This is a genomic window from Micromonospora sp. WMMD812 (assembly GCF_027497215.1).
GTDB lineage: Bacteria > Actinomycetota > Actinomycetes > Mycobacteriales > Micromonosporaceae > Micromonospora.
This window is the reverse complement of sequence record NZ_CP114904.1, coordinates 1,750,595-1,770,140: the sequence shown is the minus strand read 5'-3', so window position 1 is coordinate 1,770,140 and position 19,546 is coordinate 1,750,595. Positions and strand designations below refer to the sequence as shown.

Below are 19,546 nucleotides of genomic sequence, written 5' to 3'. Positions count from 1 at the left end.
ATGTTGCCCTACTCGCCATGCTCGGCTCCGCTTGTCGCGGTTTCGGAGGCTGCGAGCCATTGGCCGATCCGCCTGCGCCAGTCCGGTGCGGTGCCGCCAGTCTGACGAAACGCCATCGCGAACGTTCCAGTCCCGGCTCGAAGCCGTGCGACGTCTTCTGAAACGTCCAAACGGCGGGCGATCGATCGCCATGCTGTCCGCCATCGCGGCTGCTCCAATTCCATCGCAAGGTTCGCAGGCAGCCCGCCCGTCGTCGCCATGATTTCCTCGGCGGCGTAGCCAAGCAGTTGAGCCAGGACCTCGGCCTGCTGCAGGGTCACCGGCTGCTTTCCCTGCAAAATCTTCATCACGGTGGGCTGTGGGAGCCCGAGAGCGGTGATCACGGCAGGTAGTCCCACACGGGCGGCGGCCGACTTGAGGTTCACGGCCTGCGCTGCTTGTACCGGGACCAGCGGCGCGGCTCCCAGGACGTCAAGATCGTCCGACAGGCTGGCGCGGACCGCGATACTGCTATCGAAAGGATTGACAGCCGGCCGTCCTCGACGGGTACCTGGAGGGGGTGTGCGGATGGTGCCGGCTGAGGTGTCGGCGCACCAGGCGGTGATACTGGCGGACCAGTTGTCGATAGCGCGGCTAAGCGTCCCGGTCGGAATCGAGGTGGCCAGCCCTGCCCATGCTGTGACCTCAACTGGAAGCGTTGTGCAGTCCGGGCTAACGAGGAGACTTTGCTCGTCTTCCCCGGTCGGCTCGACCGACACCGGCACGACGTGCCAGTGCCGCCCCTCCGTAGAGAGGAGCAGTACCAGCTGCGAGACGTTGTCCCATTCGGCCTGCCACACCTGTCCGGTTGCTGGTTCGACCTGGCAGGGATCGCCGAGCCGGTCACACAGAGCCGCAGTGGTCAGTGTGCGGGGGACCTGTAGCGACTCCGCGAGGCGGCGCAGACGGTCAGGTAGCTCGGCCATCACCATGAACCTCCTCTGGCACTGCGGCACGCTCTACCAGGAACTGACGGCACACCAGCCAGATTGTCCAATCCCAGCAAGCGGGCGGCGCTGGCGTGCCCCTCTAGGGCACCTATTAGCCGGTACACAGCACCAGTACCTCTCGCCCAACCTGTTCGGGGTCGTCACAGGCGCCGGTAAGCTCCTGAATCAGGACCTTCAACTTCTTGATCTTGGTGTAGGCGGTGCTGCGTCCACAGCCCAGATGCGCCTGAACGGCCGAAACGTCGACAAGCAGGGGGAGTAGCTGCCGCTCCTGGGACGTGAGCTGGGCGAAGATGCTGGCTGCGAGGTCGATCTGCTCGGACGCCTCCAGCTGAACCTCCCATGCAAGGTCCGGAGGCAGCTCGGTGGCCTGGACCGGGTGGCGCTCCTCGTCGATCGCACGGGACTCCGGGTCGAGCGTCGCAGGGAAGCGCTGCACGATCACCACTACGAGCTGATGCAGCTCGACACTCTTACCACCGGCGGCTTCAAGCACCTCCCGCAATACGGCTGTCAAATCAGCAGCGTTGGCGATCGGAGGTCGCCGAGTCGGATCACTCCAGCGAACCGCTCGGGCAGGCACCCGATAGGCAGCGGCAACTAGGTCCTCGATGTGCCCACCCCAGGGCGGCCCGTCGGTGTCTGACAAGCGCCACCGCCCCGCGCCCGGCTCGCCTTCGGCAACCATCTCGAACGTCGAGTCCTCGGCCAAGTGCTCTCGGAGTCGGCGCAGCACCGATCCGACGTCGGTCTTGCGGACCTGGTCAACTAGCCAGTTATATACGATCTTGGACAGCAGCGGCTGCATGGACTCGTCGTCGCTTGCCCCTGTAAGGATCGCCGTGACCGTACGTTCCCAGCGTTGCTCGGCAAAGTCCTGCACAAAGTCAACCACAAGATCATCATCCATGTGTCGACCATTGTGCAGGATCGGAAGACGTTTCAACTGCGTCCGCATGACCTTGGTCAACAGTGCGAGGAAGTCGCTGCCGACCTGGCCTTCTCGCAGGCTCGCCAGGATGGAAACCCCGATCTCCCCTCATCGCTAGCCTTTGCTGACTCGACGTTCTATAGCTCAGGCCGTGCGGTGACCACCATTACCGCATCAGCTGGTATCCAGTTGGGCTCCCGCACCAGACCGGCCGCAACGTAGAGACAAGGTCTTGGCACCACATCCGGCCGAGGTAGGGGCAGCAGAACCATTCCGTGCTGCCTGCTGCCCCTACCTTCCGCGCGAGTCGGAGCCTCTACCTCTTCGCCAGTTCGCGGATCTTCTCCTGCCCCCGCACGGAGACGTTCAGCGCGGCGAGCGCGCTTACGATGACATCGACGTTGAGCAGGCCATCGGTTCTGAGGTCGTCCAACACATTGCGGGCGCGATCCTGATCGAACTTCGGGCCGTAGCCGTTGTTGCCGTAGAACTTCAAGCGGTCTAGGTGCTGGCGCAGCCGTTCGTCGAGTATCTCCGTCTCCCCGGTGATCAAGTTGACGGCACCGGTGACCATCGCCCAGCCGCGCATAGGATTGGAGACGCTCTCCACCACACACAGCGCCGACCCCTGCGCCCTGGCGATCGCCAGGGCGAGCACCTCACTAGTGGGAACGTACGCCAGGACCGGGCCGCGGAGGCCGGGCAACGAGCTGGACCGCGTGGTCAGGTGGTTGCGGCCGCGGGTGAACCGGCTGAGCACCTGGCTGCCCGCACCGTTGTCGAACGAGTGGGTCACCAGAACGACAGTGCCGCCCGAGTGGGATACTTCCGCATCCAGCCACCGCAGGGCCAACGCTGAGGCTGTGTCCCAATCTCGTTCCGGATCGTCGTCCGGCACCCATGCAGCGCGGTAGGGGATCGACACTCCGGGTTCTGTAACCATCTGACCATTGTGCTCGCTCCGGCCCGTGAGGGCTGGCTTCGCCACGTGCGCTGTCCGGATGTTGAATGCTGTCCGAAAGTCAGTTGCGATTGCCGCCGATCGTCACTGCTGCTTGGGTGGACAGCGCTGGCAAGATCGTCGTCATGCTCGTCACCCTGTCGCCCGGCGCCCAGACATCCCACGTGCTCGACCTGCTGTTCCGGGCCAAGGCAACGATCGGGAATAACCACGGTGACCTGACCAAGTACCTGGACTGGGCGAACGAGAACGCCCGGGTCCTGCGCAACCAGATCCGGCCCACCGACATCGACCGGCTCATCTTCACGCCACGGTTCTGGCACCTGGCCGAGTTCGGCGACCGCCGTGACCGGTTCACCCAGGACCTGCTCAGCGCCGAGCTCACCGAGCGGGCCGACGTGTGGGAACAGGCATGGTCAGCGCTCAAGGCCGAGATCGACAGGTGGAGCTCCGACGCCTACGTGATAGTGGTGGACACCAGCGTCTTCATCCACCACCCAGACAAGATCCGCGACATCGCGTACGCGGATCTGCTCAACATCGGGTACGAAGAGGTACGCCTCGTGGTGCCCCGGGTGGTGATCGACGAGTTGGACCGGCTCAAGGAGTCGGGCAACCAGCAGAGCCGATGGCGTGCCGCGCACACCCTAGGCGTTCTGGACGAGCTGCTGGAGCACCCGCGATCACGCGTGACGATCCGCGAGGCCGATAACCACAAAGAGGTCATCGAGACCGGCGGTGTCCCCCACGACAAGGTCACCATCGAGGTGCTGTTCGACGATGCGTACCACGTTCGGCTGACCGACAGCGACGACGAGATCATCGACAGGACACTCGCGCTGCAGCCCTACACCCGAACGCTCCCCGTCCGGCTGCTGACCATGGACACGAGCATGGCCCTGCGCGCCCGGATGCTCGACGTACGAGTCCTCAAGCCAACCAAGGACATCGGCGACGAGCCGGCCAAGCCGGGGCCCAAGCCGACGGTCAAGACCAAAGCCGCGCCAGTCCGGTAGGCGTCGCACGGTGTGGCGATAATTCCCAGCCGGACCGCCCTGATGCGGGAGCGCGGCTGCCGATCCGGCCGGGGCGCTGCAGCACCAGCCGCACCGTTCCTTGGCGCATGACCACCATCAAGACGCTCCATGCGGCAACGCAGGAGAGTTCAGGTCCGGTGATCCTGGCTTGTTATCAGGTTGGGCCTCGTCCCGCTGCATGTGCAATGTCCGCTGGTCGACGAAGCAGGCTGGTTGGCCCGTTACTGACGCCTTGCTTCAGGGGTCGGTCGTAGGACCAGGATTTCGGGCACCTCGACCGCGTCGATGGTATGGCGCCGGAGTCGGTTGAGTAGGTCTTCATGCCATGGTTGGCCGGACGCGATCCGGTCCGTCTGGAGCCGGTCGAGTTTGCCTGGTCGCGGCTGAGTAGGTACGGCAGGACGTGTCCTTCGATCTTCGCCGGTCCTGGGGACACTCCGTACGGGGCGAAGTCGCCCAGCTCTCCGGAGGACCGCTCGTGCGGCGTCCTACAGGGCTTTCCACACATCGGGTTCGGGGAGCTTAGTGCGTCGGCGCGGTGTGCGGTGGCGATGTTGCGGCGACGTACGGCGTGTCCGCCGAAGCATGCCATGCCTGGTGAACCGGCCAGGCTGGGTTTGGGTACCGTTGCATAGATTTACGGTCGCCAATCAAACACATAGAACCCACGGCTGCCGCTGAGACAAAGCCCCGAACGGTCGGGAATCCACCGGCAGTTGGTCAGCGGCCCGTCTACCCGCATCGCCGCCAGTGGCTCGCCGATGCGGCTCCAGATCCGTACGGTGCCCATTCCGCCTGCGCCGTCGGCCACGGCGATCCAGTCGTTGCCGGGTGAGATAGCTATGGCCGTGACCGGAGCGGTGCCGCTGAACTTGCGCAGTAGGACGCCGGTGTCGGGGTCCCAGATCCGCACTGCTCCGGCCTCGTCGCCGGTGACGATCCAGGTGCCGTCATTGGCGATCGCGATGTCGGATACCGCGCCACGATGATTCGGAAGTATCAGGCGGAGTACACCGGTCCGCGCGTCCCAGACCCGTGCGGCACAGCTTTCGTGTTCGTTCATCAGCGCCTCGCCGGTCACCAGCCAGGCGCTGTCGGGGGCGATAGTGATCGCCTCGACCCCCTCGCGGTGTCCGGGAAGCACGTGCCGTACCACCCCGTCGCGCACATCCCAGAGGGTGACCGGAAACTCCTTGTCGCGCGAGCGGCCCGATCTCGTGACGGCGAGGAAAGTGCCGTCCGGAGCTACTGCGGTCGCCCCGGCACCGAAGGGGTAGTCGTCCAGTCGCAGCACTTGCCGCGCTACACCGGTCGCGGCGTCACGGATGAACGCCGCGTACAAATGGGGCAACGACGTGACATGGGCGGCCGACTCCCTGGTCAGGAGCCACGCGCCGTCCGGGCTGACGGCGGCCACCGATTCGAGGACGCCGTCGCACCTGCGCGTCGTCCAGCGGCGGTTCCCGTCCGGGAGAGTCACGGCCTCGATGCGCTGCCCGTCGGAGACGGCGAGCCAGCTTGGACCTGCGACCAGGGTCGTGGCCTTGGCCGGTCCGATGACCGGGCGTGACACGCCGGTATCGAGGCTGGCGAGCCGGGGCCCTTCGGCGGCGACGAAGGCCACCTCAGTGCCGTCGGGTAACAGGTCGAAGGCGGGGTACACCATCGCCGGCACGGTGTGGTCGCGCCATTCGGTGGCCCAGATCCGCACTGTCATGTCGCTGTCCTGGCGTACGTCGCTAGCGCGGTCTCCGGTCACGAGCCAGGTGCCGTCGGGTGCGACCGTCAGGGCTCCGACACTGCTGCTGTGCCCCTGGAGTTGGTCACGGAGCCGGCCGTCGCGTGTGTCATGGATGCGGACCATAGATCCGTCGGGTCCGTCGGCGGTGATCGCGAGCCAGGAACCGTTCGGGGCGACTGCCAGCTGGGCCAGATCGGCCTGACCTGCCAGCTGGAAGCGTTCCGTACCACTGACCACATCCCAAACGAGTACCGAGCCCGTGTAGTCGTGACAGGTGAGCCATGTCCCGTCGGCCGCGACCGTGATGGTCGGCCATATCATGGATGTCGGGAAGGTATGGCGGAGCGTGCCGTCCGTATTCCATAGCCAGACCGTGCGAGCGCGGTCGACAGCGCCGAACCAGCTCCCGTCCGGCGCGACCGTCACCTGGTCTACGCCGCCGATCGGACCAGCGACCCGCCGGATGCAGCGGCCGTCCGCCGTGTTCCAGATCTGGACTTCACAGGGCTCGTCATCCGCCGAGGCGTCGTCGCCGGCGACCAGCCAACCACCGTCCGGTGAGAACGCCACCGTCTGCGGCCAGGCGTCCGCGTCCGCCAAGGTCCGGAGTAGCTCGCCGGTGGCGAGGCACCAGATCCTGACCACGGTGCGTTCCTGGTCCGGGTCGTAGTCGACGAGGGCCAACCAGCGATCATCCAGGCTGACCGCCCCCTGCACCCTCTCGGAGTGGTACAGGACGAATGCCGTGTCGAAGGTGTACTGCAACGTGCCGGTGTGCGCCTCCCAGATTCGGACGCGGCCCCGGTCGGCTCCTGCGGTTTCCGTCGTGATGAGCCGGGCGCCGTCGTGACAGGGCAACACCTCGTCGATCATGCAAAAAGCCTCGTTGTGGAAGGTCGCGACCGTCGCAGTCGTGACGGCGTCCCGAACCGTCACCGTGTCGTAGCCCGCGAGCGAGGCGAACCACTTGCCGTCGGGCGAGATCGCGAGGCGGCGGATGCCGTCCACGTAGCCGCCGATCACCCGTCGCGCCGCAGGGTGCGGTGGGTCGGGTAAGGGCCAGCGGTTCGTCAGCTGCGGGCCCGTCAGGTGCGGCCGAAACTCATCAACTGTTTTGTCCAAACCGGGGGTGCCCGCCAGCCGGGTGACGAGCACGGCGCCGAGGGACGCAGCCGGTTCCACCCGCTCGAACAGGTGGGCGTGCTGCCGGATCGCGGCGGCCAGCCGGGCGGCGACTGGCGAATTGACCCGGGTCAGGTCGGCCTCGATGGCGGCGGTCCCACGGGTCGCGATCTGCGCCCGGGTCCACCGGAGGTCCTCGACAAGGCGGGCGGCGTCGTCGGCGGGCAGATGCTCGATCAGGTGCTCGGACAGGTAGCGGTGCTTTTCCGCCATCTCCCACCAGGGTCCGTCGCGGCCGACGCCGGCGAGGAAGTGCGCATTTGACGTGCGTATGCCTTCGGTGCCGACACGCTGTCGGAGGTAGGCGCGGAGCACATCGTGGAGCCGCAGGGTGCGCTGGTCAAAGCGAAGATCGGTCACCAATGACAGGTCGGCCATGGCGATGCATGCCTGTTCGACGGCCGCCCGGTCGAGGCCGCTGGTCTCTCGCCAGTAGTGCTCGAGTAGGTCCAACGGGATCTCGCTGTCTTCGGCAAATACGGCCAGCTCCAAATAGCGGGCGCGGGTGCCGGGCGGCACTTGATCGAGGCCGACCTCGACGGTTACGGCGACCGCCTCGGCCCGCGACCCGGAGCTGGCGATGTCGAGCGCGGCTGGTCCGTCTCGCCGCAACCGGTCGGTCAGCAGAGCGATGGCGGAGGCCGAGTTCATGCCGGAGCGGATCATCCGGCGCAGGATCCGGTTGGCGATGCTGAGCAGAACCGGCCAGTGGCCGGTCACCGTGCAGAGCGCGTCGACCGCGGCGGTGGGGGCGTCGGTAATCCCGTGGGTCAGCACGTCAGCGGCTTCGGCATCGCTCATCCGATCGACCAGAACAACCGATGACGCGTCGGCGAGCAGCGCGGCGTTACGGGTGGTGACGATCGTGGTGCAGTTCGCGGGGCCGGTTAGGAACGGTGCGAGCTGGGTGGACTGCCACACATCATCGACGACCAGCAGGATCTTGCCGGGGGAGTCCTCGATGGCTCGGCCGAGCAGGAAACCGGCCTGCTGGGGGTCGCTCAGGCCGGGTCGCGTACCGGTGAGCCGTTCGGTCAAGTCATTCAGCTGTGAAGCGAGCGCCGGACCGTGCACGTCCGCGCCCACCGTGGTCCAGAGGTGGCCGCCGTACCGCGCCCTGATCTCCGGCATCCGGCAGACCTGGGCGACCAGCGTGCTCTTGCCGAAACCACCTGCGCCGTGCACGCCGGTCACCATCGTGATGCCGAACGGCTCGGTAGATAGGAGCGCGTCTCTTAACTCCGCCGCCAGACCGTCGCGAGCCACCAGCGCGCCCAGATGAGGGGTGTCCCACGGCAGCGGCTGGCCCCGGGCTGAAGGCTTGATGACGGCCCGCCGCCGGATGGTTGCCCGGTCAATCGACAGGCGCTCCGTGGCCAATTCCAGCCCAAGCGCCACCAGTGTGCTCCAAGCATGACGCCCACCTGGCCCGAGCGCGGCGATCGCGGCAGCCTCCGAGACGCCACCGGCGGTCACGTCCAGCACCGTCACATCCATGAGTCGCCAGAACCGCACGCGTTCGTCGTTCGTCAGCGGGCGTCCGGTCTGCGCCTGGCAGTGACGGTTGAGGAGCATCTCGGTGGTCCGCTGGACCTCGGTCTCGACCTTGGTCAGTGGGTTGGCGGCATACCCGTCGGCGTTCGAGCGTGCCGCCTTGACGAGCTTGCGAAGCGTAGTGCGGATCTTGCTTGACGCATCGTGCGTGGTGGCAATGACGTATCGCTCCCCATCTGAGTTGGCGGAAGCGAGGAACTGGCCGACGAATTGCGCTAACACCGACGAGTAGTCCGATGCCGGGGCATCGGACAGGCTCAACGTTCGCTTCGCCTGAATGTAGGCTGTTGGCCCATCGGTGACGACGACCAAGTCGTCGATCAGGTCGCCGGTCTCGAACCGGAGCGACGTCACCGAACAGCCGTGCCACATCTCGCCGAGCATCGTGAGATCCGGCTGATCAGACACCATGAAGGCCATGATCGACGCAGCGACACGCTGTTGGAAATCGATGCCGGCGTTGGTCGCCGCTCCGCCACTGCCTCCCCGCCGCATCTGCTTAAGGTAGCGGCCAAGGCACCGCCTCCCTCACCTCGTCGGGGCGCCCCATAGATCGGCCAGTTCGAGGCCGCTGTCTACCGAGCCCCGGATCAACAGATCAGGTTGCGGGCACATTGGTGCTCAACGGGTGCTCGGGCGCCGTGGAAGGGTCCGTGGTCGGGTGGACTGACTGGGACGCTGACTCGACCGAATCGGGCCATGACCGCGAGCAGATGGATTCACGCGACCCGGTTGGACCGGTTGACTCGACCAAGGTCAAGCTCTTAATCCGCGGGTTCGGGGTTCGAGTCCCTGGCGGCGCACCAACAAACAAGGCCTGACCTGGTGGTTCACACCGAGTCGGGGCCTCGTTCGCGTACGGCAGCGGTGGACGGTCGCTCGGTGGGGGGTGCTCGGGAGCCGGTGGACCGGGGTGGCGTTGGTGGGACACGGCGCGGTGCTCCGGGACGCCGGTCGGTGGCTGACGGCGCGGGATGGTCGGGCGGCCGGGGGTTGCGGCTGTCGGTGGTTCCAACTGGACGCTGACGTACCTTTGCGATCGCGACCGCGATAGATGGCCAGTGATTCACTACCATCGGCGAGACGGAACAGCGCGAATCTGTTGCGCATAGGGGGAGCGGGACTACATATCTTCCGATAACGCCGGGATCAGTGCTTCGCGGCCGGCGTGCTCAGCTGGTCGGCGGGCGGCATCTGGGGGGTGGCCGCGGAACGGGTCATCCAGAGCAGGGCGGAGGCGGCCAAGCCACCGCCGAGCACGGTCAGTGCGCCGATGATCTGGCTGAACGAGAGCCCGGTCGCGAACGCGTCCCGGACCTGGTCCGCCGCCACGCCGGCCGCCCGGCCGATCGCCTCCGTGAACGAGGACTCGCCCTCGGCGCGTAGTGACCCGGGCAGGCGGGTGACGAAGAAGGCGGTGAGTACGGTGCCCAGGACGGCGACGCCGAGCCCGTTACCCAGCTCCTGGATAGTGCTGCTGACGCCGGAGCCAGCGCCCGCCTTCTCCAGGGGGATGGAGCTCATCAGGACCGTGCCCGCTACCGGACCGGCGGACCCCGTGCCCAGGCCCACCAGGATCAGCCCGGCGAGGCTGCTCAGATAGTTCTCCGCAGGCAGCAGGCCGATGAGCAGCAGGCCGATCGCGGCCACCGACATGCTGGACAGCAGCGCCAGCGGCGCGCCCAGGCGCTTCAGGACGATCACGCTGATCACGGTGCTGCCGATCAGTGTGCAGATCGCGAGCGGCAGCAGCCGGACGCTCGCCTCGATCGGTGTGTAACCGTTCAGCAGCTGGAAGTGCAGCGTGAGCAGGAACAGCGAACCAGCCATGCCGAAGCTGGCGAGTAGCCCGCCCAGCACCGCTGCGCTGAACCGCAGGTTGCGAAAGAGCCCGAGGTCGAGCATGGGCGAATCGATCCGCAGCTCGTACGCGATGAAGGCGGCGAGCGCGAGCACGCCGATCACGGCCGGCAGCTGCACGTCGGCCGAGCCCCAGCCCTGCTCCGGCACGGAGGTGATGGCCCAGACGAGGGAGACGGTGGCGATCACGGACAGCACCGCGCCGATCCAGTCGATGCGGTCTTTGCGGGTGGCGGGCGCGTCCGGCACGAGAATCACCAGCGCGACCAGGCAGAGAATGCTGATCGGGACGTTAATGAGGAAGACCGCGCCCCACCAGAAGTGCGAAATCAGGAAGCCGCCGAGGATTGGCCCGCCCGAGCTGCCGACCGCCGCGACCGCCATCCAGGCGCCGATCGCCTTCGGCCGCTCCGCGTCGGAGAATGTGTGCATCAGGATCGCGAGCGTGCCAGGCATGAGTAGCGCGGCACCGAAGCCCATGACCGCGCGGGCGGCGATGAGTTGCCACGGCTCCGCGGCGAACGCGGCGGCCAGCGAGGCGGTGCCGAACAGCGCGATGCCGACCAGGACGATCCGCCTTGGGCCGTAGCGGTCCGAGGCGACGCCGCCGACCAGCACGAAGCCCGAGAGCACCAGCAGGTATGAGGTGAAGGCCCACTGCGCCTCGGCGGCGGTGGTCGACAGCTCGGTCATGAGCGTCGGGATGGCGATGTTCAGGACCGTGTTGTCGATGACCACCATGACCAATGCGAAGCAGATCGCGGCCAGAATCGACCATCGTTTGCGGTCGATCGGCGCAGCAAGCTGGGGCACGGCGGGCTGGCTCACGATGCACTCCTCCAGATTGGCTGGTCCCGTTCCGGCGCCGATTCTCACACTGCTTGACAACGGCTGTCAAGGAGGGTTGGATGCTTGGTAGGCGATCGACGTCGTGCGGCTGTGAGCTGGGCATCCGCTCTTATTTCCGGTGCGTCGCGCCGAATCCGTCGAAGATCTCCATGGGGGTCACTGTCGTGCCGAGTCATTTCCTATTCATCAGCATTCCCGACCCCGGTCGCCTCTTTCCGCATCTCGCGGTCGGAAAAGAGCTGGTGCGGCGTGGGCATTGCTTGAAATTCGTGACCGTCGAACCGATGGCCGGACTCGTCGGGTCGTACGGTGCCGAGCCACTGGTCTACCGGTCGGCGTACGAGTCGATCCCCGTCCACGAGGAGAAGGAGATGAGCGCGGAGGCCGCGATGCTCGCGCTCAGCGTCGACGACTCCGCCGCCATGATCGACGCGGTGGAGGCGGCCTACGGCGACGAGCGGCCCGACCTGATCGCGTACGACGTGGCCAGCGGCACGGCCGGCCGGGTGCTGGCGCGCAAATGGGGATGCCCAGCCGCCCAGTTGTACGCGGACTTCGCGCAGAACCAGGAGTTCGCGTACACGCAGGCCTTCGACGACGACGGCGTCGCGCTCGGCAAGCCGCTTAGCCCGGCCGAGTGGGCAACCCGCCCGGAGCTGAAGCCCTGGGTGGACCGTACAGAGCGGCTGCTCACCGCGCACGGGCTGACGGATGTCACCTTCGTCGAACTGCTCGAGGTCGTGCAGGACTTCAACCTGGTGTACGTGCCGAAGGCGTTGCAGCCCGTGGCCGACAGTTTCGACGACCGCTTCCGGTTCGTGGGACCGTGCGTGGACGAGCAGGCAGCGCTAGACGATTGGCAGCCGCCCGCCGACGGCCTTCCGGTCGTGCTCCTATCGTCCGCGCCGCAGAGCGCCAACCTGGCACGGGCCTTCGCCGGAGCGCCGGTACACGTCCTCCTGACGGCGGCACCCGGCGCCGATCCTGCGTCCCTGAGCGAGCTGCCGCCAAATGTCGAGGTGCACGCGTCGCTCCCGCAGGGCGTGCTGCGGCACGCGGCCGTCGTGGTGAGCCAGGGTGACGTGGGCAACGTGACCAAGGCGCTCGCCGCGGGCCGCCCGGTGGTGGTCGTTCCGCCCGCTCCACCCGCACGGATCACCGGCTTCCAGCTGGCGAGGCTGGGGCTCGGGCGCCTGGCCGCGCCGGACGAGCTTCGCGACGCCGTGTTCGGTCTGATCGGCGACCCAACCCTCGCGGAGCGGCTGGCCTGGATGCGTGGCGAGATCGAGGCGGCCGGCGGCGTGGCGCGTGCTGCGGACGAGCTGGAGGCGCACACCGCGCGCTGACCGGGCGGACGGGACGTCGCGGGCGGCCGGTGGGCCGCCCGCGACGACGCGTATGGGCAGTGCCGTCAGGCGGCGGCCTGCCCGGTGCTGCCCGTCGGCGGTGCGGGGGTCTCCCTGGTAGCGAGCTCCGCCAGCCGGGATCGGACGGCGGTCGGGATGGCCGGTGCGAAGGCGGCCAGGTAGGACTCGAGGTGCCGCTGCGAGGTCTGCAGGAACGGCAGGTCGAACGCGACCATGTGCCGGATGGCCAGCAGCGGGACCGGCGAGCGGAGCGGGCGGAAGTCGCGGTTCCACAGGCCCGGCTCCGCACACTCTGGGTGGAACTGTCCGATCATCAGTCGGTTCTGCACGAAGTCGGTCTTCAGACGGGCCTGCAGCCGGTTGAGCGGCTCGGGGTCCGACCGGTCGACGCGCGGCAGGACGATCAGGATGGTGAGGAACTGCCGGTCCTCCTCCCGCAGCTCGGCGGCGAGCTCCCGGTGCAGGTCGCGGTAGCCGAGCAGCGTCTCGGGCACGCCCTCGTCGTCGAGGTCGCGGTCCAGGCAGGCCAGGTGGAACAGCCGTCGGTTGAGGGAGGGCCGCGTGTACGGGCAGACCGGCCCCTGCCGGCCCAGGTCCGCGTGTCCATACGTGAGGAACCGTTCCGCCCACGTGGCGGTCTCGCGCAGCGCGGGTAGCTGCTCCGGGCGGATAAGGTTTCCATCGGCGACCTCGGCCGGCGACCACAGCGCCAGGCCGCTGGGCCCTAGCAACATGTCTACTCCTCGTGCACCGATCGGGCGGCGACCGCCTCGATAGCGGCGGTGCGGCCCGCGAGGGGGGTCACGCGTCGGATCGTGAGGCCGGCGCGGGCGAACAAATCATCGAACTGTGCGATCGTGCGTTCCCGGCCGCCGACGACGGTCAGCATGTACAGGTCCATCAGGGCCGCCGACTCGTCCGGTACGGCGGATGGACCGGTGTCCAGCACGAGGTCGGACACGACGATTCGGGCGCCGGGCGGCATTGCCCTGCGGCAGCTGCGCAGCAGCGTCACGCATCGCGCGTCGTCCCAGTCGTGCAGGATCTGACGCAGCAGGTATAGGTCGCCGCCGGCCGGGACCGAGGCGAAAAAGTCACCGGTCACCACGGTGCACCGGCCGTCCAGGCCGGCCGCGCGCATCTGCTCCCGGGCCCGGCGGGCTGGCGCCGCCAGGTCGAGGAGCGTGCCGTGCAGGTGCGGATGGCCGGTCAGCAGCGCGGCAAGCAGCGCGCCGTCGCCGCCGCCGACGTCGACGATCCGCCGGACGCCGGTGAGGTTGACCGCGTCGGCGAGGCCGTCCAGCGCCAGGCCGTCCGCCTGCGAACGGTCGAAGATCTCCCGGAATGCTGGGTTCCGGTCGACGTAGCTGAAGAAGTCCGTGCCGTACAGGTCAGGGAAGGAAGGGGTGCCGGTGCGAACGGCGTTGCCGAGGTGCTGCCACGCCTCCCCGATCTGGCCGTGTGCCAGCAGCGCCGACGGCAGCGCGGACGCGGGAGCGTCCGTGCGTAGGCCGGCACCGAGCGGGGTCAGCCGGAACCCGTCGTCCCGCTCGTCGAGCACCTCGAACGTGACGAGGGCGCGCAGCAGCCGGATCAGCGCGTCCGGATCGGTCCCGGTGAGCCGGGCCAACTCGGGGCCGTCGCGCGCCCCCTCGCCGATCAGGTCCGGTACGCGCAGGTCAGCGAGGACGCAGACGGCCCGGGAGAGCAGGTGTCCCTGGATCATCCGGCGCAGTCGCTGACCGTGCGCGGTCGTCGTCTCCACCGTTCGTCAGGCCGCGTGGAGGGTGACGGGCAGCCGGGTGACGCCGAAGATGTCCGGCCGCTGGTGGAACTCGGGCGCACCGCACTCCAACGCGCGATAGCGGTCCAAGATCGCACCGAACACCACGGAGAACTCCAAGCGCGCCAGCGGTACGCCGAGGCAGTAGTGGATCCCGTGGGAGAACGTCAGATGCGGGTTCGGCGAGCGGCCCGGGTCGAACCGATCCGGTTCGACAAACTTCCGCGGATCGCGGTTGACCGAGTGGATCCAATTGACGATGATCTTGCCTGGCGGCACCGGTGTGCCGGCGATCACGGCCTCCTGCGTGGTGAAGCGGTAGAGGAAAGAGACCGGCGGACGGAAGCGCAGCACCTCCTCGAGCGCGCCGGGCACCAGCGACCGGTCCGCGCGCACCCGCTCCAGCGTGCCAGGGCTGTCATTGAAGGCGAGCACCGCGTTGGTGAGCGTCAGCGTGGTGGTGAGATGCCCGGCCAGCAGCAGGAAGACCGAGAAGTTGACCACCTGCTTGTCGGTGAGGCGCTCGCCGTCCGCGGTGGCCGCGACCAGCCGGGTGAACAGGTCGTCCTTTGGGCTCTTACGCCGGTCGTGCACGTGCGCCAACAGGTAGTCGGCCATCTCGTTCAGCTCGACCGCCCGTGTCTTGGCGTATCCACCCTCCTCGAACTGCCCGGCCGTGACGTCCGCGGCGTCCGGAAGCAGATACTCCGCCCAGCGACGGAACGTGGCCCAGTCGTCGCTGGGGATGCCGAGCATCTCCGCGATGACCACGACGGGCAGCGGCGCGGCTACGTCCTGGACCATCTCTATGGTGTCGCGGCCCTCGACCGCGTCGAGCAGGTCGGTTGCGAGCGCGGTGATCCGCGGCTCCAGCCCGGCGATCATGCGCGGCGTGAAAGCCTGACTGATGATCTTCCGGAGCTGGGTGTGCATAGGCGGATCGGTGACGCTGAGCGATGCCTCGGTGAAGTTCGGCATGCCCGGCTCCGGCGGCGGCGCGAGGGAGCTGAAGTCGGACGAGAACGTCAGGGGCTCGGAGAGCACGCCGACCACCTCGTCATGCCGCAGCACGTGGTACGCGTCGTTGGCGGTGTCGTGCCAGACCGGGCCGGCGTCACGCGCGCGGCGCAGCCAGTCATAGAGCGCGCGGCCGTCGCCGACCACGGGTGGCGGACCGGCCTGGAGTGCCTCGTCGTGCGATGTGGAAGTCATGTCGTCCTCAGGAGCGCTTGACGGTGACGGGAAGGGCCTTGACGCCGAATACGTCCGGGCTGCGGTCGTAGTAGCGGGGCTCGCCGATCTCGATCGACCGGTAGCGGTCGAACAGTTCGTTGAGGACGCTGCGCGCCTCCATCCGGCCCAGCGGCGCGCCGATGCAGAAGTGGATGCCGTGCCCGAACGTCAGGTGCGGGTTCGGGTTGCGCGTGATGTCGAACGCGGACGGCGACGTGTACTGCCGCTCGTCCCGGTTGCCGGACATCGGCCAGCCCATCACCGGCGTACGGGCGGGCAGTTCGACGCCGGCCAGCACGGTGTCCATGGTGGTGAGTCGCGCCTGCATCACCACCGGCGGCTTGAACCGCAGCACCTCCTCGATCGCGCCGGGGATCAGGGTGCGGTTCGCCCGGGCGGCCAACTCGGCCTCGGGCGCCTCGGCGAAGCACAGCAGCGAGTTGCCCATCAGCAGTGAGGTGGTCAAGTGGCCGGCCAGCAGCAGGAAGTTGAGGAAACTGACGATCTCCTGGTCGGTGAGCCGGTCGCCGTCCACCTCGGCGAAGGCCAGCCGGCTGGTGAGGTTGTCCCGCGGATTGCGGCGGTGCTGGTCGACGTGCCGGAGCAGGTAGTCCCGCATCTCGGTGAGCTGCGCGACCACGTCCGGTGGCAGCGCGGAGTTGTCCGGCACCTCCCCGGTCTCCAACTCGTAGTTGGTGGAGAGCAGCGCCTCGCCCCAGGCCCGGAACAGCTCCCGGTCCTCAGCCGGGATGCCCAGCATCTCCGCGATCACGATGACTGGCAGCGGGTGCGCCATGACCGCGACTAGGTCGAACTCGTCCAGGTCGGCCACCGTGTCCAGCAGCTCCTTGGTCAGCTGGATGATGCGCGGCTCCAGTGCGGTGATCACCCGTGGCGTGAACGCCTGCGACACCAGGCGCCGGAGCTTGCCGTGCCGCGGCGGGTCGATCATGGTCAGTACGCCCTCGGCGAAGTTGGGCGCGCTGGGGTCGGACGGCGGCATCACGCCGGTGAAGTCCGAGCCGTAGACCTCCGGGGCGGACAGCACGTGCAGCAGGTCGTGGTACCGGAACACGTGGGCGGAGCCGGTCAACGGATCACGCCACACCGGGTGGGAGGCGCGCATGATGTCGAGCCAGGCCCCCAACGCGCGGCCGTCGCCGACCCCGGTCGGGGGACGGGGTGGATCGTCGGAGTCGATGGGGAGGTCGGGTCCCGCATCAGGTCCCACGGATTGGGTCATCGCAGCGCAGCTCCTCACGGAAGAGGGACGGAGATGACCGGCGGTGCTCCCGGCCGGTGATCTCGAGGCTAGCGGCGCGAAGCGGCGCGACAGCGCGCTGAGCGACGGAGTGACCACAACCTGCCACGTCGACGTCCGTTAATTGCCAAACCGGGCAGGTGCGCTTCCGGCCTCCGTACGATCGGAACCGCTGCATCGGCAGTCGAGTTCTTACGGGGGACGCCACACGTGCACCGGACAATCGAAAGCGGGTCCCGTTTCCGTGCATTCGGGCCACGTCAACTGGACGAAATAGTGCGTCGCTATCCGATGGCGGCCGAGGTGCGCGACACCGTGCGAATATTCTCCCGGGTGCTGCCTTTCCGGATCAACGAGTACGTGCTCGATGAACTCATCGACTGGTCCCGGATCCCGGAGGATCCGATATTCCAGCTCGTCTTTCCGCAGCCAGGAATGCTGAGCGGCGAGCACGCCGCCGCGCTGCGCGCGCTGGACGGCCGCGCCGACGCGGACCCCGGCGTGGCGGCCGTGGTGCGCCGCATCCGTGCGGAGCTGAACCCGCACCCGGGCGGGCAGCTTGACCTGAACGTTCCCCGCCGCGACGGCGCCGCGATCCCCGGCCTCCAGCACAAGTACCGGGAGACCGTGCTCTACTTCCCCAGCCAGGGGCAGACGTGCCACGCGTACTGCACCTACTGCTTCCGGTGGGCGCAGTTCGTGGGCGACGCCGACCTGCGGTTCGCCGCGCCTGGCCCGGACGCTCTAGTGCGATATCTGCGGGAGCACCCCGAGGTCAACGACGTCCTGGTGACCGGCGGCGACCCAGCCGTGATGTCCGCGGACCGTCTGCGTGGTCACCTGCAGCCGCTGCTGGCGGTGCCAACGCTGCGGGTAATCAGAATCGGGACGAAGTCGCCGGCGTACTGGCCGCAGCGCTTCGTCACGGACCCGGACGCGGACGACCTGTTGCGGCTCTTCTCCGAGGTCGTGGGATCGGGCCGGACGTTGGCGGTCATGGCGCATTTCAGCCATGACCACGAACTCGCGTCACCGATGGCAAAAAAGGCGATCTCCCGCATTCGGTCGACCGGCGCCGTCATCTATTGCCAGGCGCCGTTGATCGCCCACGTTAATGACGATCCGGACGTGTGGTCGTCGTTGTGGCGGGCTGAGATAGCCGCGGGCTGCGTCCCCTATTACCTTTTCGTCGCGCGGGACACTGGTCCGCACGACTATTTCCGGGTGCCGCTGGAGCGGGCCTCCGCGATCTTCGCCGAAGCGTACCGCCGGCTGCCGGGCCTGGCCCGCACGGTCCGCGGTCCGGTGATGTCAGCCGAGGCGGGAAAGGTCGTGGTCGACAGCGCCAGCGGAGGGTCCTTTCATCTGAGGTTTCTGCAGGCGCGCGACCCGGACCTGGTTGGCCGCCCGTTCCGCGCCCACGGGTCGGCGGACGCGGCCTGGATCACGGAGCTGACCCCGCACCCGGACAACCCGGCGGACCTGAGGCGCGCGCTGGCGAACACGGAGGCGGAGGCGACCGCATGATCACGCAGGGCATATCGGCCAACCTCGCGCTCGACCAGGAGATCAACCGGCGACGTGCCCGTGGGGAGCGGCTATTGCACCTGGGCTTCGGCGAGACGCGGCTGCCCGTCCACTCCGGCCTGGTCGAAGCACTGCTGGCCGGCGCGCACCGGCGCGCCTACGGGCCGGTCGCCGGCGACGAGGCCGCGCGGGCCGCGGTCGCCGGCTACTTCGGACGGCGTCGGCTGCCCACCGAGGCCGACCAGGTCGTCCTCGCCCCGGGGAGCAAGCCGCTGCTGTTCGCGCTGATCGCTGCTGTCGACGGCGACGTGTTGTTGCCGCGGCCGTGCTGGCTGACGTACGCGCCGCAGGCCCGCCTGCTCGGCCGGCGGGTCTTCTGGGTCGACGTCCCCGCCGAGTGCGGCGGCGTCCCGGACCCGGACCTGCTGGCGAGCGCCGTGCACCGGGCGCGCGCCGAGGGCGGCCACCCGCGGCTGCTGATCATGGCGTTGCCGGACAACCCGACCGGGACCACCGCGCCGCCCGACGTGGTGCGACGGATCTGCGATGTAGCCGGCGCGTACGACCTGGTGATGGTGGCGGACGAGATCTACCGGGACCTGGCACACGACCCGGACCGCGACTACGTGAGTCCGGCTGAGGTGGCCGGTGACCGTACCGTGATCACGACCGGGCTGAGCAAGACGCACGCGCTCGGTGGCTGGCGGGCCGGCGCGGCCCGGTTCCCGGCCGGTGCGCGGGGAGAACTGTTGCGCTCGCGCGTGCTGGCGACCGCGAGCGAGGTGTGGTCGTCGCTGGCCGGGCCGGTGCAGTCGGTGGTCGAGTACGCGTTCGGCGAGCCGCCCGACCTGGCCGACTACGTCCGGGCCGGCGCGCGGATGCACGCGGCCGCCACCCGGGCCGTGCATCAGGTGCTGGTGGTTGCCGGTGCCAACTGCCGGGCGCCGTCCGGGGGCTTCTACCTCTACCCCGACTTCCGTCAGCTCGCCGGCGACCTAGCCCGGCAGGGCGTGCACGACTCCGCCTCGCTGGAGCGGGAGCTGCTGCACAGCTGCGGGATCGCAGTCCTCGGCGGTCACCATTTCGGCGACGACCCGGCCGCGCTGCGCTTCCGTGCGGCCACGAGCCTGCTCTTCGGCGACGAACCGGAGGCGTACCGGGAAGCGATGGAGGCGGACGACCCGATGGGCCTGCCCGCCGCCAAGGACGCCCTGCGACAGCTGGCCGACGGGCTGGCTCGGCTGACGGACTGACCCGAGCGAAGGTGAGAT

13 protein-coding genes are annotated in these 19,546 nt (G+C 68.3%); 4 read left to right on the top strand and 9 right to left on the bottom strand.

What is annotated here, in order from left to right:
* Positions 1 to 8: 8 nt before the first annotated feature.
* The 3 genes from O7603_RS08025 to O7603_RS08015 all read right to left on the bottom strand — a co-directional run bounded on the left by O7603_RS08025 (position 9) and on the right by O7603_RS08015 (position 2,845).
* A complete protein-coding gene (locus O7603_RS08025; protein ID WP_281575050.1) occupies positions 9 to 971 on the bottom strand; it encodes a hypothetical protein in 963 nt (320 codons plus the stop codon).
* A 109-nt stretch (positions 972 to 1,080) separates the two neighbouring features.
* On the bottom strand, positions 1,081 to 1,959 hold the full coding sequence (locus O7603_RS08020; RefSeq protein WP_281575049.1) for a hypothetical protein: 879 nt from the start codon (positions 1,957 to 1,959) through the stop codon (positions 1,081 to 1,083).
* Positions 1,960 to 2,236: 277 nt separating this feature from the next.
* Positions 2,237 to 2,845, bottom strand: coding sequence for a hypothetical protein (locus O7603_RS08015; protein ID WP_281575048.1), 609 nt, complete (start codon positions 2,843 to 2,845; stop codon positions 2,237 to 2,239).
* 134 nt (positions 2,846 to 2,979) lie between these two features.
* Here O7603_RS08015 and O7603_RS08010 point away from each other — a divergent pair, with 134 nt between their 5' ends.
* A complete protein-coding gene (locus O7603_RS08010; protein ID WP_281575047.1) occupies positions 2,980 to 3,897 on the top strand; it encodes a PIN domain-containing protein in 918 nt (305 codons plus the stop codon).
* Between the two features lie 658 nt (positions 3,898 to 4,555).
* On the opposite strand, the gene O7603_RS08005 is transcribed toward O7603_RS08010, so the two are convergent.
* Complete coding sequence (locus O7603_RS08005; RefSeq protein ID WP_281575046.1) at positions 4,556 to 8,890, bottom strand: NB-ARC domain-containing protein; 4,335 nt, start codon at positions 8,888 to 8,890, stop codon at positions 4,556 to 4,558.
* Between the two features lie 654 nt (positions 8,891 to 9,544).
* Positions 9,545 to 11,083 carry a DHA2 family efflux MFS transporter permease subunit gene (locus tag O7603_RS08000; RefSeq protein WP_281575045.1) on the bottom strand — a complete coding sequence of 513 codons (1,539 nt, stop codon included), beginning with the start codon at positions 11,081 to 11,083 and terminating at the stop codon, positions 9,545 to 9,547.
* 80 nt (positions 11,084 to 11,163) lie between these two features.
* On the opposite strand from O7603_RS08000, the gene O7603_RS07995 reads away from it, so the two are divergent.
* Positions 11,164 to 12,450: a macrolide family glycosyltransferase gene (locus O7603_RS07995; protein WP_281575044.1), complete on the top strand. Its 1,287-nt coding sequence runs from the start codon at positions 11,164 to 11,166 to the stop codon at positions 12,448 to 12,450.
* A gap of 65 nt (positions 12,451 to 12,515) precedes the next feature.
* On the opposite strand, the gene O7603_RS07990 is transcribed toward O7603_RS07995, so the two are convergent.
* From O7603_RS07990 to O7603_RS07975, 4 genes are read right to left on the bottom strand one after another with little or no spacing between them, the layout of a single operon-like run.
* Positions 12,516 to 13,205, bottom strand: a complete 690-nt coding sequence (locus O7603_RS07990) for a DUF6875 domain-containing protein (protein ID WP_281575043.1) — start codon at positions 13,203 to 13,205, stop codon at positions 12,516 to 12,518.
* A 2-nt stretch (positions 13,206 to 13,207) separates the two neighbouring features.
* Positions 13,208 to 14,236 (bottom strand): methyltransferase, encoded by a 1,029-nt coding sequence (locus O7603_RS07985; protein ID WP_281575042.1) that lies wholly within the window; start codon positions 14,234 to 14,236, stop codon positions 13,208 to 13,210.
* Positions 14,237 to 14,242: 6 nt separating this feature from the next.
* Positions 14,243 to 15,466, bottom strand: coding sequence for a cytochrome P450 (locus O7603_RS07980; protein WP_281575041.1), 1,224 nt, complete (start codon positions 15,464 to 15,466; stop codon positions 14,243 to 14,245).
* A gap of 7 nt (positions 15,467 to 15,473) precedes the next feature.
* Positions 15,474 to 16,730 carry a cytochrome P450 gene (locus O7603_RS07975; protein ID WP_281575040.1) on the bottom strand — a complete coding sequence of 419 codons (1,257 nt, stop codon included), beginning with the start codon at positions 16,728 to 16,730 and terminating at the stop codon, positions 15,474 to 15,476.
* Positions 16,731 to 17,039: 309 nt separating this feature from the next.
* On the opposite strand from O7603_RS07975, the gene O7603_RS07970 reads away from it, so the two are divergent.
* A complete protein-coding gene (locus O7603_RS07970) occupies positions 17,040 to 18,275 on the top strand; it encodes a lysine 2,3-aminomutase (protein WP_281575039.1) in 1,236 nt (411 codons plus the stop codon).
* Positions 18,272 to 19,528, top strand: a complete 1,257-nt coding sequence (locus tag O7603_RS07965; RefSeq protein WP_281575038.1) for a pyridoxal phosphate-dependent aminotransferase — start codon at positions 18,272 to 18,274, stop codon at positions 19,526 to 19,528. The genes O7603_RS07970 and O7603_RS07965 overlap by 4 nt, the downstream gene beginning before the upstream one ends.
* Positions 19,529 to 19,546: the final 18 nt, after the last annotated feature.

Bases quoted from the DNA above. Each gene is read 5' to 3' on its own strand.
- O7603_RS08025 (WP_281575050.1), bottom strand. From the start codon at position 971: ATGGTGATGGCCGAGCTACCTGACCGTCTGCGCCGCCTCGCGGAGTCG.
- O7603_RS08005 (WP_281575046.1), bottom strand. From the start codon at position 8,890: ATGCGGCGGGGAGGCAGTGGCGGAGCGGCGACCAACGCCGGCATCGAT.
- O7603_RS07995 (WP_281575044.1), top strand. From the start codon at position 11,164: ATGCTTGGTAGGCGATCGACGTCGTGCGGCTGTGAGCTGGGCATCCGC.
- O7603_RS07990 (WP_281575043.1), bottom strand. From the start codon at position 13,205: ATGTTGCTAGGGCCCAGCGGCCTGGCGCTGTGGTCGCCGGCCGAGGTC.
- O7603_RS07980 (WP_281575041.1), bottom strand. From the start codon at position 15,466: ATGACTTCCACATCGCACGACGAGGCACTCCAGGCCGGTCCGCCACCC.
- O7603_RS07975 (WP_281575040.1), bottom strand. From the start codon at position 16,730: ATGACCCAATCCGTGGGACCTGATGCGGGACCCGACCTCCCCATCGAC.
- O7603_RS07970 (WP_281575039.1), top strand. From the start codon at position 17,040: ATGGCGGCCGAGGTGCGCGACACCGTGCGAATATTCTCCCGGGTGCTG.
- O7603_RS07965 (WP_281575038.1), top strand. From the start codon at position 18,272: ATGATCACGCAGGGCATATCGGCCAACCTCGCGCTCGACCAGGAGATC.